Annotated in this window: 10 protein-coding genes; 7 read left to right on the forward strand and 3 right to left on the reverse strand. The window is 68.2% G+C overall.

Going from position 1 to position 12,813, the window contains the following annotated elements; translation table 11 throughout:
• Positions 1–58 precede the first annotated feature (58 nt).
• A complete protein-coding gene (locus AC5P5X_RS18815; RefSeq protein WP_111189819.1) occupies positions 59–1,237 on the forward strand; it encodes a serine hydrolase domain-containing protein in 1,179 nt (392 codons plus the stop codon).
• Positions 1,234–2,418 (forward strand): MFS transporter, encoded by a 1,185-nt coding sequence (locus AC5P5X_RS18820; protein WP_099561784.1) that lies wholly within the window; start codon positions 1,234–1,236, stop codon positions 2,416–2,418. The genes AC5P5X_RS18815 and AC5P5X_RS18820 overlap by 4 nt, the downstream gene beginning before the upstream one ends.
• A 320-nt stretch (positions 2,419–2,738) precedes the next feature.
• On the opposite strand, the gene AC5P5X_RS18825 is transcribed toward AC5P5X_RS18820, so the two are convergent.
• Positions 2,739–4,355, reverse strand: a complete 1,617-nt coding sequence (locus AC5P5X_RS18825) for an EAL domain-containing protein (RefSeq protein ID WP_165711226.1) — start codon at positions 4,353–4,355, stop codon at positions 2,739–2,741.
• Positions 4,356–4,585: 230 nt separating this feature from the next.
• Between AC5P5X_RS18825 and cycA the strand changes: the two genes are divergently transcribed.
• Both cycA and AC5P5X_RS18835 read left to right on the forward strand, forming a co-directional pair.
• Complete coding sequence (cycA, locus tag AC5P5X_RS18830; protein WP_005412098.1) at positions 4,586–5,959, forward strand: D-serine/D-alanine/glycine transporter; 1,374 nt, start codon at positions 4,586–4,588, stop codon at positions 5,957–5,959.
• Positions 5,960–6,198: 239 nt separating this feature from the next.
• Entirely contained in the window at positions 6,199–6,975 is a 777-nt protein-coding gene (locus tag AC5P5X_RS18835; protein WP_111189820.1) for a lytic transglycosylase domain-containing protein, read from the forward strand.
• 48 nt (positions 6,976–7,023) lie between these two features.
• Here the strand turns inward: AC5P5X_RS18835 and AC5P5X_RS18840 are convergent, their stop codons facing one another.
• Positions 7,024–8,544, reverse strand: coding sequence for a tetratricopeptide repeat protein (locus AC5P5X_RS18840; RefSeq protein WP_111189821.1), 1,521 nt, complete (start codon positions 8,542–8,544; stop codon positions 7,024–7,026).
• 165 nt (positions 8,545–8,709) lie between these two features.
• On the opposite strand from AC5P5X_RS18840, the gene AC5P5X_RS18845 reads away from it, so the two are divergent.
• Positions 8,710–10,791 carry an NHL repeat-containing protein gene (locus tag AC5P5X_RS18845; protein WP_111189823.1) on the forward strand — a complete coding sequence of 694 codons (2,082 nt, stop codon included), beginning with the start codon at positions 8,710–8,712 and terminating at the stop codon, positions 10,789–10,791.
• Here AC5P5X_RS18845 and AC5P5X_RS18850 read toward each other — a convergent pair.
• On the reverse strand, positions 10,769–11,176 hold the full coding sequence (locus tag AC5P5X_RS18850) for a YciI family protein (protein ID WP_111189825.1): 408 nt from the start codon (positions 11,174–11,176) through the stop codon (positions 10,769–10,771). The two genes, AC5P5X_RS18845 and AC5P5X_RS18850, sit on opposite strands and share 23 nt — an antisense overlap.
• A gap of 728 nt (positions 11,177–11,904) precedes the next feature.
• Here AC5P5X_RS18850 and AC5P5X_RS18855 point away from each other — a divergent pair.
• A complete protein-coding gene (locus tag AC5P5X_RS18855; protein ID WP_005412103.1) occupies positions 11,905–12,318 on the forward strand; it encodes a YciI family protein in 414 nt (137 codons plus the stop codon).
• Positions 12,319–12,386: 68 nt separating this feature from the next.
• Positions 12,387–12,809 carry a VOC family protein gene (locus AC5P5X_RS18860; RefSeq protein ID WP_005407887.1) on the forward strand — a complete coding sequence of 141 codons (423 nt, stop codon included), beginning with the start codon at positions 12,387–12,389 and terminating at the stop codon, positions 12,807–12,809.
• The last annotated feature ends 4 nt before the right edge of the window (positions 12,810–12,813 follow it).

Here is a 12,813-nt window from a genome sequence, read left to right on the forward strand (position 1 = left end):
CTTTTTGCGCTGCGCCGTGCTGCCTAACGTGGCGGGCCACTCCCCACGGATTCCCGCGATGAATGCCGCTCCTTCCCTTGAAACCACGCCGACACTGCCATCGGTGCAGCGGCTGCTGCAGCAGGTGCACCCGCAGCGCCTGGTCGGTGCGGTGGTGCTGGTGCGCGAGCACGGTGTGCTGCGCCACGCCAGCGCGACCGGGCTGGCCGATCGCGAGACGGCCACGCCGATGCAGCGCGACCAGTTGTTCCGGCTGGCATCGGTCAGCAAGCCGCTGCTGACCACGGTGATCCTGCGCCTGGTAGCAGAGGGCGTGCTCGACCTCGATATGCCGGTGCAGCGCTGGCTGCCGGACTTCCGCCCGGCACTGGCCGACGGCAGCACGCCGCCGATCAGCCTGCGCCAACTGCTCAGCCACAGTAGCGGGTTGGGCTATCGCTTCCTCGAAGCCGATGCCGACGGCCCGTATGCGCGCGCTGGGGTCAGCGATGGCCTGGACGCGAACCCGCTCTCCCTGGCCGACAACGTGCGCCGCATCGCGCAGGCGCCACTGCTGTTCGCGCCGGGCAGCCAATGGCTCTACTCGCTGGGCGTGGACGTTGCCGGTGCCGTTGCCGAAGCAGCGACGGGTGAAACGCTGCAGGCACTGTACGAGCGCTTGCTGGCCGCACCGCTGGGCCTGCGCGACACCGCCTTTGCTGCGCGCAACGCGGCACGCTTGGCCACCCCCTATGTAAGCGACGCGCCGCAGCCGCATCGCCTGCAGGAAGGCGAGGTGGTCGCTCCGTTCGAGGGTACGGTCGGCATCGAATACAGCCTCGCGCGCGCCACCGATGCCAGCCGTTTCCCCTCGGCCGGGGCCGGCCTGGTCGGTACCGCCGATGACGTGATGGCGGTGCTGGAAGCCTTGCGTGATGTGCAGCGTTCAGGCCTCCTGCCGTCCGCACTGGCAGCGGAGATGGCCAGCCCGCAGGTCGGCGAGCAGGGACCGCCGGAACCGGCCGGCTGGGGCTTCGGCCTGGGCTTTGCGGTGCTGCGCGATGCGGCCGCAAGCGGTACGCCGCAGAACGCAGGTACATGGCGCTGGGGCGGTGCCTACGGGCACAGCTGGTTTGTCGATCCTGTGCGCGGGCTGAGCGTGGTGGCGCTGACCAACACCCTTTACGAAGGCATGGACGGTGCCTTCGTCGATCAACTGCGCGATGCGGTGTATGCCGATATGGGGACCGTGCGATGAGCGGCCATGCCATCGATGCAGCCAGCCCCGCCGGTGAAGCCACGCGCCTGCCATGGGCCGGCCTGCTGGCGTTGGCCGGTGGCGGCTTCATCACGCTGCTGACCGAGACCCTGCCGGCCGGTGTACTGCGGCCGATGGGCGACAGCCTCGGTGTGAGTGATGCGGCGGTCGGCCAGCTGGTCAGCGTGTACGCACTGGGCTCGGTGATGGCCGCCTTGCCGATGACCGCACTGACCCAGCGCCTGCCGCGACGCCCCTTGCTGCTCGCTGCGATTGCCGGCTTCGTGCTGGTCAACACGCTGACCGCACTGAGCAGCAGCTATCCGCTGATCCTGGCCGCGCGTTTCCTGGCCGGCGTGAGTGGTGGCCTGCTGTGGTCGCTGGTGGCCGGTTACGCCGCGCGCATGGTGGTGCCGTCGCTGCAGGGCAGGGCAATCGCGGTGGCGATGGTCGGATCGCCGTTGGCGCTGTCACTGGGCGTACCGGCGGGCACCTTGCTGGGCCAGCAGATCGGCTGGCGTTGGGCGTTCGCGCTGATGAGCGTGCTGGGCGTGGGGCTGCTGGCGTATGCGCGTTGGGCACTGCCGGCCTTGCCCGCCGCCGGTGCTGGCCGGCGCATACCGCTGGGCACGGTGTGGCGCATGCCGGGCGTGCGCAGTGCACTGCTGGTGATGGTGCTGTACGTGCTGGCGCACAACGTGCTCTACACCTACATCGAACCGCTGGCGGTGGAGGCCGGCGCCGGCCCGTGGCTGGACCGCCTGCTGCTGGCCTTTGGCGTGGCCGCCATCGCCGGCATCGGCATTGCGGGCTGGGGCGTGGACCGTCATCTGCGCACGCTGGTGTGGGCGGCGGTGATCGGCTTCATCGTGCCGGTGCTGGCGCTGCTGCTGTGGCCGGGCGACGCGACCGCGCTGCTGCTGGCGACGATCCTGTGGGGCGTGGCCTTCGGTGCGGTGCCTACGTTGTTCCAGACCGCATTGGCACGGCGTGCGGGTGCCGCCGCGGATCTGGCGCAGTCGATGCTGGTGACCGGCTGGAACCTCGCCATCGCCGCCGGAGGCGTTGCAGGGGGTGTGCTGCTGCAGGCGGGCGGCCCGAACCAGTTGGGATGGCTGCCGTTGCTGCTGCTGGCGGTGAGCGTGGCGTGGCTGCTGGCACGGCCGAAGGCCTGGGTGTAGGCGACGATCAGTGATGGCGCGGTGCCGGCCAGCGGCCGGCACTACCGCGGTCCACGCCATCCACGCATGGCGTGGATCCACCGAGCGCAGCGACCCGCGTTTGCCTTTGCTTTTGCCTTCTTCCGTTGATTCCGTGGCGGGACGCCGCCGGAACCTGTCAGAGGCCGGGACGGTCGGGTTCGCGGGGGTGTCCGCGGCATGGATGCCGCGGCCAAGCCCCCACGGACGGGTTTACGGCGTCCCCCGCGAACCCGACCGTCCCGGCCAACCCTGGGATAGCAATACGCGACCCGCCACGAGGGGCTCCGCCGTTCGCCGTCCTACTCCCCCCCCTCACGCTCGATCGGCACGCTGCGCGGATTCTGCATGTGCTCCCGCGCCGCGCCATAGCGCTGCTGCCGCTTGTGGTGGAACGCCACGAACTCATCCCGTGGCAGCGGCCGCGAGAACAGCCAGCCCTGCGCGAACTCGACCTTCCGGGTATGCAGGTACGCCAGCTGTGCCTCGGTTTCCACGCCCTCGGCCACCACCCACAGGCCCAGCTCCTTGGCCATGTCGATGATGTGCGGCGTCACCGGGCTGGTCGCGCTCTCGGTGCCGATCGCATCGATGAACGACTTGTCGATCTTCAGCGCATCCAGTGGCAGCTGCTCCAGGTACTGCAGGCTGGAGAAGCCGACGCCGAAATCATCAATGGCCACGCTGTGCCCGGCCCGACGTGCCTGTGCCAGCATCGTGCGGGCGCGGTCCAGATCGAGGAAGCCGCGCTCGGTGGCTTCCATCCAGATCTGCTGCGGCAGGATGCCGCTGCCGGCCATGTGCTTGGAGATCATCTTCAGCGCACGGCCGCTGCTGATGTCTTCGGCGGCCAGGTTGATCGCAATGTGCGCGCTGCGGTCGGCCACCAGCAGTTCGCGCATGTCGCGCACCACGTTCTCGATCACCAGATCGGTGACTGCGGCGATCATGCCGGCCTCTTCGGCCAGCGGAATGAACAGGTCCGGCCGCACCTGGGTGCCATCCGGGCGCTGCCAGCGTACAAGCGCCTCGGCGCCGACGCAGATGCCGGTATCCAGTTCGATGATGGGTTGATAGTGCAGGTACAGCTCGCGGCGGCGGATCGCCGTGGCCAGCTCGCCGCGCAGGGACAGGCGGCGACGCGACAGCCAGATCACCAGGCCGGCACCGATGGCGGCCAGCAGAACGCCGATCGGCACGAACAGCCAGGCCTGCTGGCGGAAGGTCGCGGCAAGCGCGGTACGCGGCGTGGTTGCGATCGCCAGCCACTCTTCGTTGCGCGCGGTGGCGTACAGGGTGTTGTGGTCCAGGCCCTCACCGGGCGCGCGCAGTAGGGTTTCCAGCAATGCCGGATCCATGCCGTCCTGCCTGGCCAGGAGGCGGCCGTCCGGACTGGCCAGGGCAAGGCGCACGTTCGGGTCGGCGATGACATCGACGAAGCGGCGCGGATCGACCAGCACGTCGTAGTTGCCATACAGGATCGACAGGACCTGGCGCCGTCCGCTTGCCTCGGGGCGCACATCCACGGCGATGCCGGCGCCATCACTGGTGACGTGGTCGGACCTGGGCTGGTTGACGTCCGACAGGAACGGGCCCCACGACGTGCAGCGCAGCTTGCCACCCTCGAAGTAGCCCATCTGGTCGACCGACGGCGAGGTCATCACCAGCGTCTGCATGCGCCGGATGTGGTCCGGCCCGCACGGATCGTAGGCGCCGGCCTCGGCGGACTTCAACGCGGCCAGCGCTTCCAGGTAGGACTGGTCGGCGCGGCGCAGGGTGCGGCCGGCGATGTCGCGCAGGCGCTGCTGCTCGACACTGACCGCACGGTCCCAGGTGGCATAGGCCATCACCGCGATCGGCACGGCTGCGGCCAGCAGCGCCAGTGCGGTGCCGCCGATGATCACGCGCAGCCGGCTCATGGCCGGGGCTCCAGCGGGGCGGGCAGGGCAGGGCGCATGGTCGGGCCGATCCTTGGGCAGGTGCGGCTATCTGAGCATGGCGCCGGGCCGGGCGGAATGGGATGAATCCGGTATTCGGTCACATTGTGATGAAAGCGGCCAAGTTTGACGGGATTGGCCCATTCGACGCTGGCGCTCCGGCCTGCGGAGGACTACCGTCGAACGCTTCGCCCGCCCTTTTGCCCGCGCCCATGACCGAGCCCGCAACGCCCCCCGAGCACCTGCGCCGCAGCCTGTCCAACCGCCACCTGCAACTGATCGCCATCGGTGGTGCCATCGGCACCGGCCTGTTCATGGGCTCAGGCAAGACCATCAGCCTGGCCGGCCCATCCATCGTCTTCGTCTACCTGATCATCGGCGCGATGCTGTTCTTCGTGATGCGCGCGATGGGCGAGCTGCTGCTTTCCAACCTGCAGTACAAATCCTTCATCGATTTCTCCACCGACCTGCTCGGCCCCTGGGCCGGCTTCTTCTGTGGATGGACGTACTGGTTCTGCTGGATCGTCACCGCCATCGCCGATGTGATCGCCATTGCCGCCTACGCGCAGTTCTGGTTCCCCGGGCTTGACGCCTGGAAGCCGGCGCTGGCGTGCGTGATGCTGCTGCTGTCGCTGAACCTGGTGACGGTGAAGCTGTTCGGCGAAATGGAATTCTGGTTCGCGCTGATCAAGATCGTGGCGATCTGCGCGCTGATCATCACCGGCGCCGGCCTGGTGGCGTGGGGCTTCACCTCGCCCAGCGGCCACACCGCGTCGCTGTCGAACCTGTGGAACGACGGCGGCATGTTCCCGATGGGCCTGGTCGGTTTCTTCGCCGGCTTCCAGATTGCGGTGTTCGCCTTTGTCGGCATCGAGCTGGTCGGCACCACCGCCGCCGAAACCGCCGACCCCGAGCGCAACCTGCCCAAGGCGATCAACTCGATCCCGGTGCGCATCATCATCTTCTACGTGCTGGCGCTGATCGCGATCATGGCCGTCACCCCGTGGCGCCAGGTGGTGCCGGACAAGAGCCCGTTCGTGCAGCTGTTCGTGCTCGCCGGCATCCCTGCCGCCGCCAGCCTGATCAATTTCGTGGTGCTGACCTCGGCCACGTCCTCGGCCAACAGCGGCATCTTCTCCACCAGCCGCATGCTGTACGGCCTGGCCGAAGAGGGCCACGCCCCGCGCGGGTTGTCGAAGTTGTCACGCGCCGCCGTGCCCGCCCGCGGCCTGCTGTTCTCGTGCCTGTGCCTGCTCGGTGGCACGCTGCTGATCTACCTGATTCCGAACCTGGTGACCGCCTTCACCCTGGTGACGACGCTGGCGACGGTGCTGTTCATCTTCGTCTGGTCGCTGATCCTGGTGGCCTACATGGCCTATCGCCGCCGCTATCCGGAGCGCCATGCCGCATCGATCTTCAAGATGCCCGGCGGTGTTGCCATGTGCTGGGCCTGCCTGGTGTTCTTCGCCGCCGTGCTGGTGCTGCTGAGCCTGCAGGCCGACACCCGCCAAGCGTTGATCGCCAGCCCGGTGTGGTTCGTGCTGCTGGGCGTGGGGTACTGGGTGCGTCGGAGGACCGCGAAATGACCGGGGATGCGGGGGGCGGCAATGCCGGAAATCGGGAACGTCGGTAGAGTCGACTGTTAGTCGACTGCTCTCCCGTGGGCTTCCGGAAAACCCCGCGCTGCGCGCGATAGTCGACTGACAGTCGACTCTACCGCCGCCGGCGCCGGCGCCGGCGCCGGTGCCCGCGCGGGTGCAGGGCGCAGCCCTGCCGGCCCCCATTCACCCAACATTAGCGGGCGCGGCCGGATGATCCGGCCGCCATGCCCCGTCACCCTCTCCTGCTTGCGCTGTTGCTGCTGCCCAGCCTGTGGCCCGGGCTGGCCGCCGCGCGCACCGTCTACCGCTGCGTGCAGGGCAACACCGTCAGCCTGGCCACCGCGCCGGAACCCGGTTCACGCTGCACCCCGAAGGAAATCGACGACAACGCCATCCAGACCCCGAACCTGTGGGGCAACATGGGCGTGTTCAGCGGCGTGCTGTACGAGCGCGAGCAGGATGGCGTGCTGGTCTACTCCACCCGCAACCTGCCCGGCTCGCGGGTGTTCCTGAAGTTCACAGTGGCCACGCCGCCGGGCGAACCTGCCCACGAAGGCCTGGGCAAGGTCGGCAAGCCGCAGTTGGCGCAGCACGCCAAGCAGTTCAAGGCCGCGGCCAAGGCCACGGGTGTCGATGACGCATGGCTGCGCGCGATTGCCCATGCCGAAAGCAACTTCGATGCGCTGGCGGTCTCGACCAAGGGCGCACAGGGCGTGATGCAGTTGATGCCGGAGACCGCACAGGAATATGGCGTGCGCGATCCGTTTTCGCCGCAGCAGTCGATCGAGGGCGGCGCGCGCTACATGCGCGCGCTGCTGCGCCGCTACAACGGCGATCGGCCGTTGGCGGCGGCCGCCTACAACGCGGGCATCGGTGCAGTCACCCGCTACAAGGGCGTGCCGCCCTACGCCGAAACCCTGGCCTATGTGGACAAGGTGATGGCCCTGTATGCACGCTACCGCGAAGCGATGGGCATCCGTACCGAGGTGCCAGCCCGCTAGGCGGAAGGTGTAGTGCCGAGCCCACGCTCGGCGCCACAGAAAATCGGCTCAGCGCGAAGTGGAAGCGCTGACCAGGTCGTAGCGCTCAATGCGGCCGACGCGTGCCACCTCGGCCTGCACGTCGGCGCGCTGCTTCAGCGCACGCCAGGCCGCATCGATCTTCACGTCACCGGGCAGCGAGGGGTAGGTGTGCATGTCCTGCAGGGAGGCCAGCGTCTCGCCACGGTCGGTGGGGGAGCGCAGCTGTTCGATCAGCACTGCGGCTGCGCCGTCCAGGTTGCCTTCGTCCAGCAGCATCTCGCGATGGAACAGGCGTGCGTCGTCGCGCTGGGCAAGGATCACCGAGCGGGCGGCTTCCACTGCCTGGGCATCGCCGCGTTCGCGGGCGGCAGCGAACTGCAGCAGTGCCTGGGCCGCCTTGCCGTAACCGGCCAGGCCTGGCATGTCATTCACTGCGGCAGCAGCGTCCTGCATGCGGCCCAGCGAACTGAGCACGAAACCGACGTTGAACTGGTGCTCGGCACCATCCGGGCCCAGCGCACCGATGCGTGCGGCCAGCCTGGCTGTGGCCAGCGCATCGTCGGTACGGCCCAACCGGCGCAGCGCCGTAAGCCGGCTGTTGAGCAGCCATGCCACCCATTCGGCTTCCGCCGCCGAGGGCGACTCACCTTCGGCCGCCGCACCGGCCATGCCATCGGTCAGTGCCAGCACTTCCTCGTTGCGGTCCAGCATCAGCAGCGTACTGCTGAACTCGGCCATGCGTGCGTCCAGCGCCCGGTCGAGCAGGTCGGAGACCCGCAGTTCGTCGAGGTGTTTCTGTGCAGCCTGCACCGGATCGAAGCGGGCATCGGCGCGGTCGACATAGCGATCAAACCGCTTGTCACTGCGCAGGCGGATGATCTCGGCGGGGCCGGTGATGCGCGCCAGCGTGGCGGGAATCCTGTCGCCACGGCCGTTGTCGGCCTGCAGCGTGGCCAGTGCAAGCCACAGCCCGGTGGGTTCCAGGCCGCCGCTCTTCCAGCCGTTGTCGAACAGCGCCTGCAGCAGTTCCATGCGCTGCTGGGGCTGGTCCCGCAGGCGGAACTGCAGGTAGTTGATCGCGTGGTGGTCCACCGGCAACGGCGCGTCGGCATGCTTCAGCGCCTGCACCAGGTGCTTCGTGGCAGGTGCCGGTTGGTTCTCGGACAGTTCCACCGAGACCAGGGTCAGCAGGATCTGCGCGTCGTCCGGCAGTGCTTCCTGTGCGCGCTGCAGGTAGCGTCGGGCCTGCTCCGGCTTCTTCTGCACCATTGCGGTCCAGCCGGCCACCTGCGCGGCGCGGCCGCGGTGTTCGGCATCGAAATCATCCAGCATCGGATCTTCCATCAGCCGTTCCATTGCGATCAGTGCGCCCAGCGTGTTGCCACTGCGCGACTGCTGGATGGCTTCATCCCATCGCGTGGCATAGGCCTGGTGCATCGCATCGGCGGTGACGGCCGGCTTCTGCGGCACCACCGTGATCGAAGCAGTGGCGGATGTGCTGGCCAATGCGGCAAACAGCAGGGCGGCGACGGGGAGGATGCGGGGCATGGAGGATTTCCATCCGTGGGAACCGCATTGAACCCGCTGCAGCCAGCGAGAACAAGCGCGATGGATGGAACTCTGGCGTTTGACCGCACGATTGGCCATGGCGGATCGTGCGTTCAGCGACTATTGTCGGTGCCTCTTCAGACAGCAGGCAGGCAGCGCAGCACGATGGCACGGTGGCAATGGATGGCGGCAGGCGTAGCATTGGCGACGGTAGTGGCATTGGCCGCAACCTGGTGGGAGACACCGCTGCATACGCTGGCTGAACCGGCGGGTCCGGTTCCCACGCCGCTGGCGTGGACCGCGCAGATCGAACCGCTGGCCGGCGATGGCCACCCGGGTGACCGCGATGGCGCGTCCGCGCAGGCACGTTTCGCCGATCCGTACGCGTTGCTGCGCAGTGCCGATGGCAGCGTTTATTTCACCGATGCCGGCGACAACAACCGGATCCGCCGCCGCTTGCCCGATGGTCGCGTTGAAACGGTGGCCGGGCAGGGCGAGGGGCGCGTTGATGGCCCGGCACTGCAGGCCAGTTTCAATACGCCGTCGGGCATTGCCGCCGACGCGCAGGGCAACCTGTATGTGGCCGACACCGGCAACCATGCCATCCGCCGCATCGGCACCGATGGCCAGGTGACCACGCTGGCCGGTGGCGAACAGGGCCACGCCGATGGCCCTGCCGCGCAGGCACGCTTCGATGCGCCGATGGGCATCGCAGTGGATGCGCAGGGCCAGGTCTACGTGGCCGATACCTTCAATGACCGCATCCGGGTGATCGGTACCGATGGCAACGTGCGCACCCTGGCCGGCGGCGATCGGCCGGGCCTGGCCGATGGCACCGGCGCCGCTGCGCGCTTCGACACGCCGGTGGCGTTGGCCTTCGATGCGCAGGGCGCGCTGCTGGTGGCCGACCTGTTCAACAACGCGGTGCGCCGCGTAGGCGCCGACGGCACGGTGAGCACCGTGGTCGCCGCCGGTGGCGTGATCAATGGGCCGCTGTCGCTGGCCACCACGCACGACGGTGTGCTGTACGTGGGCGATCTTGATGGCCGCATCGTGCAGGTGACGCCGCAGGGTCACCAGATCGCGCTGGTTGGCAATGGTCGCCTGCCGCGCCTGGCCCGCCCCAGCGGGCTGGCGATGGATGCCGATGGCAGCGTGCTGGTGGCCGACGCCGCCAGCTACCGTCTGCATCGCCTGCGCCCGCTGCCGGTGGGCGAACTACCGGCACCGGCACTGGTCGGCCCGGCTGCCGATGCGGCGTTGCCTGAGACGGGCGGTCGCTGGCCGCTGGCACCGCAGGACGGTTGGCATGAAGTGGTCGGTACGTTGGGTGAGGTGCGCGGCAACTTCACCGGCGAGAGCCGCCACCACCTGCATGGCGGTTTCGACGTGCGCGGTGACGTGGGCCAGACCGTACTGGCGATTGCCGAGGGCAAGATCAGCAGCCCGGTGGCCGCCTGGAACCTGGGCGAGCAGGCCGAGGGCCTGGCGGTGGACCGCCTCAAGTACATCCACATGCGGGTCGGCCGCACCCCGCGCGATGAGCCCTACGATGCGCGCTGGCAGGCGTTGTATGACGAGCAGGGCAAGCTGGAGCGGATGCGCGTGCGCCGCGGCATGCGCATCCACGTCGGCGACCGCCTGGGCAGCATCAACAACCAGGCGCACGTGCACCTGGCCGTGGGTACCGGTGGTTTCGAGACCAATGCCGTGGCGCTGGGCTTCCACAACTACGCCGACCACTTCGCACCGCGCATCACCGATGTGGCGCTGCTGGATGACAACGACCAGCCGATGGCCGCCGGCAGCGATGGCGTGGTGATGGTGGCGCGCCAGGGCCGCGGCGTGCAGATCGTGATCGAGGCCTGGGACCAGGTCGACAACAACCTGCCGCGTCGTCGCCTGGGCATGTACCAGGTGGGCTACCAGATCCTCGATGCCGGCGGACAGCCGCTGCAGGGTTACGAGCAGCCGCGCTGGAACATCGTGTTCAACCGCATGCCGCCGCAGAAGGAGGCGGTGCGGGTGGCCTACGCCCCCGACAGCGGCATCACCGTGCATGGCAGCGCGGTGACCCGTTTCCGTTACCTGGCCACCAACACCGTGCGTGACGGCCTGATGGAAACCGGGCGCTGGCAGCCGGCGGCGCTGCCGCCGGGCGAGTACATCGTGCGCGCCAGCGTGCGCGACTACAGCGGCAACGAAGGCGTCGGCCCGCGCGAGATCAGAGTACGGCTGCTGCCATAGCGGCAGCCGGGGCGCCGCAGCGTTCGCGCTCGGCGTCCATGTCTTCCAGCGGCCGCACCTCGATGCTGCCGAAGCGCGCCCATGGGAAGTCGCGGGCGATGCGCATGGCTTCGTCGCGGTCGCGGGCGACGATCAGGTTGAAGCCGGCCAGCAGTTCGCGGGTTTCGGCGAACGGGCCATCGAGAACACGGCTGTTGCCATCACGCACGCGCAGGGTCTGTGCAGTGTCGACCGGCTGCAGTTTCTGCGCGGCCAGCAGCGTGCCTTCGGCCTGCAGCTTGTCGGCGTGGGCCAGGCAGTCGCGCATCAGCGCGTTGAATTCTTCGATGGGCAGGGCCTGCAGCAGGGCAGGCTCGATATAGATCAGAAGCAGGTACTGCTGCATGGGACGGTCCTGGCGGGGGGCGGAGTGTCCATGATCGCGCAGGTTTGCGCGTGAGCATGTTGCAGCGCGGGAGGCGGCGCCTTCGGCGGGGATCGGCGAACGGCGGAGCCCCTCCGTGGTGGGGTTGGGTTGGTCGCTGAAAGCTGGGTTTCTGGCGGTTGGCCGGGTGGGTAGGCGGGTCGGGGGACGCCGTAAACCCGTCCATGGGGGCTTGGCCGCGGCATCCATGCCGCGGACACCCCCGCCCCGCCTACCCACCCGGCCTTGGACAGATCTCTGCAGCTGATCCACCACGGAAAATCACAAACAAGAGCAAAAGCGGGTCGCTTCGCTCGCAAAGCCGAGCCCGCCAGCCAACCGCCGTTGCTGTTGCCTTTGCTTCTGCCTTTTTCTCTTGATCTTCCCGTGGTGGTTCGGCTACCGGAATCTGTCTGGGGCCGGGCGGGTGGGGTTGGCGGGGTATCTGCGGCATGGATGCCGCGGCTAAGCCCCCATGGACGGGTTCACGGCGTCCCCGCCAATCCCACCCGCCCGGCCCGCCCACAGGAACCCAGCTTTCAGCGACCAACCCAACCCCACCACGGAGGGGCTCCGCCGTTCGCCGACCCTCGCCGAAGGCGCGCTTTCCGCGCAAGAAAAAAATTTCCAACAGACGTGTCGATTCCCAGCCCCCTGGTTCGTTGTACCCAATGAAGGGCACGCACCACGCGTCCCCACGGGAGACCGCAATGAAAGTGATGGTGATCGTGAAGGCCAACGCCGACTCCGAAGCCGGCCGCATGCCCAGCGAACAGGAATTGTCCGAAATGGGCGCCTTCAACGAACAACTGGTGGCCGCCGGCATCATGCTCGCCGGTGAAGGCCTGCACGCCACCCAGCGCGGCCGTCGCATTCATTTCGGCGGCGGGGCACCCAAGGTCGAGGCCGGTCCGTTCGGTCCTGCCAGCGAACAGATCGCCGGCTTCTGGCTGTGGGAGGTGCGGTCGCTGGACGAGGCCGTTGAATGGGCCAGCCGTGCGCCGTTCAACAGTGGCGGCACGCTGGAGCTGCGTCCGCTGATTTCAGCCGAAGACTTCGGTGAAGCCTTCACCCCCGACTTACAGCAGCAGGAACAGCGTCTGCGTGCACAGCTGGAAGGTTGACCCGATTCATCTCCCTGCCGGGCACGACCCGGCACTACTGCCCTAGAACCGCACAACGGAGTATTGCCATGAAACTGATTCCCTTCCTCGGCTTCAGCGGCCAGGCCCATGAGGCGATGGCGTTCTACGCCAAGGCGCTGGGTGGCCAGGTCACCTCGGAAATGAAGTACCGCGACATGCCGCCCTCCGACGGCTCGCCGGGCTGCAACGAGATGCCGCCGGAAACCCTGGACCACGTCGCGCACAGCCAGCTGGAGATCGGCAGCGCCATCGTGATGGCGGCCGACGGTCCCGGCGGCGGCGAGGGTGGCTCGACCACCATCAATGTCGACGTCGACAGCATCGAGGAAGCCGAGCGCGTGTTCGCGGCGCTGGCCGAAGGTGGCCAGGTGCAGATGCCGATTGCCGAAACGTTCTGGGCCCACCGCTGGGGCATGCTGATCGACCGCTACGGCAAGCCGTGGATGGTCAACTGCATGAAGCAGCCCTGATCCC

This window comes from Stenotrophomonas sp. YJH_SMC_91 (assembly GCF_059368495.1).

What these genes read in the sequence shown, in the direction of transcription:
- AC5P5X_RS18835 (WP_111189820.1), top strand. Translation starts at nt 6,199, where the DNA reads ATGCCCCGTCACCCTCTCCTGCTTGCGCTGTTGCTGCTGCCCAGCCTG.
- AC5P5X_RS18815 (WP_111189819.1), top strand. Translation starts at nt 59, where the DNA reads ATGAATGCCGCTCCTTCCCTTGAAACCACGCCGACACTGCCATCGGTG.
- AC5P5X_RS18850 (WP_111189825.1), bottom strand. Translation starts at nt 11,176, where the DNA reads ATGCAGCAGTACCTGCTTCTGATCTATATCGAGCCTGCCCTGCTGCAG.
- AC5P5X_RS18820 (WP_099561784.1), top strand. Translation starts at nt 1,234, where the DNA reads ATGAGCGGCCATGCCATCGATGCAGCCAGCCCCGCCGGTGAAGCCACG.
- AC5P5X_RS18825 (WP_165711226.1), bottom strand. Translation starts at nt 4,355, where the DNA reads ATGAGCCGGCTGCGCGTGATCATCGGCGGCACCGCACTGGCGCTGCTG.
- cycA (WP_005412098.1), top strand. Translation starts at nt 4,586, where the DNA reads ATGACCGAGCCCGCAACGCCCCCCGAGCACCTGCGCCGCAGCCTGTCC.
- AC5P5X_RS18840 (WP_111189821.1), bottom strand. Translation starts at nt 8,544, where the DNA reads ATGCCCCGCATCCTCCCCGTCGCCGCCCTGCTGTTTGCCGCATTGGCC.
- AC5P5X_RS18860 (WP_005407887.1), top strand. Translation starts at nt 12,387, where the DNA reads ATGAAACTGATTCCCTTCCTCGGCTTCAGCGGCCAGGCCCATGAGGCG.
- AC5P5X_RS18855 (WP_005412103.1), top strand. Translation starts at nt 11,905, where the DNA reads ATGAAAGTGATGGTGATCGTGAAGGCCAACGCCGACTCCGAAGCCGGC.
- AC5P5X_RS18845 (WP_111189823.1), top strand. Translation starts at nt 8,710, where the DNA reads ATGGCACGGTGGCAATGGATGGCGGCAGGCGTAGCATTGGCGACGGTA.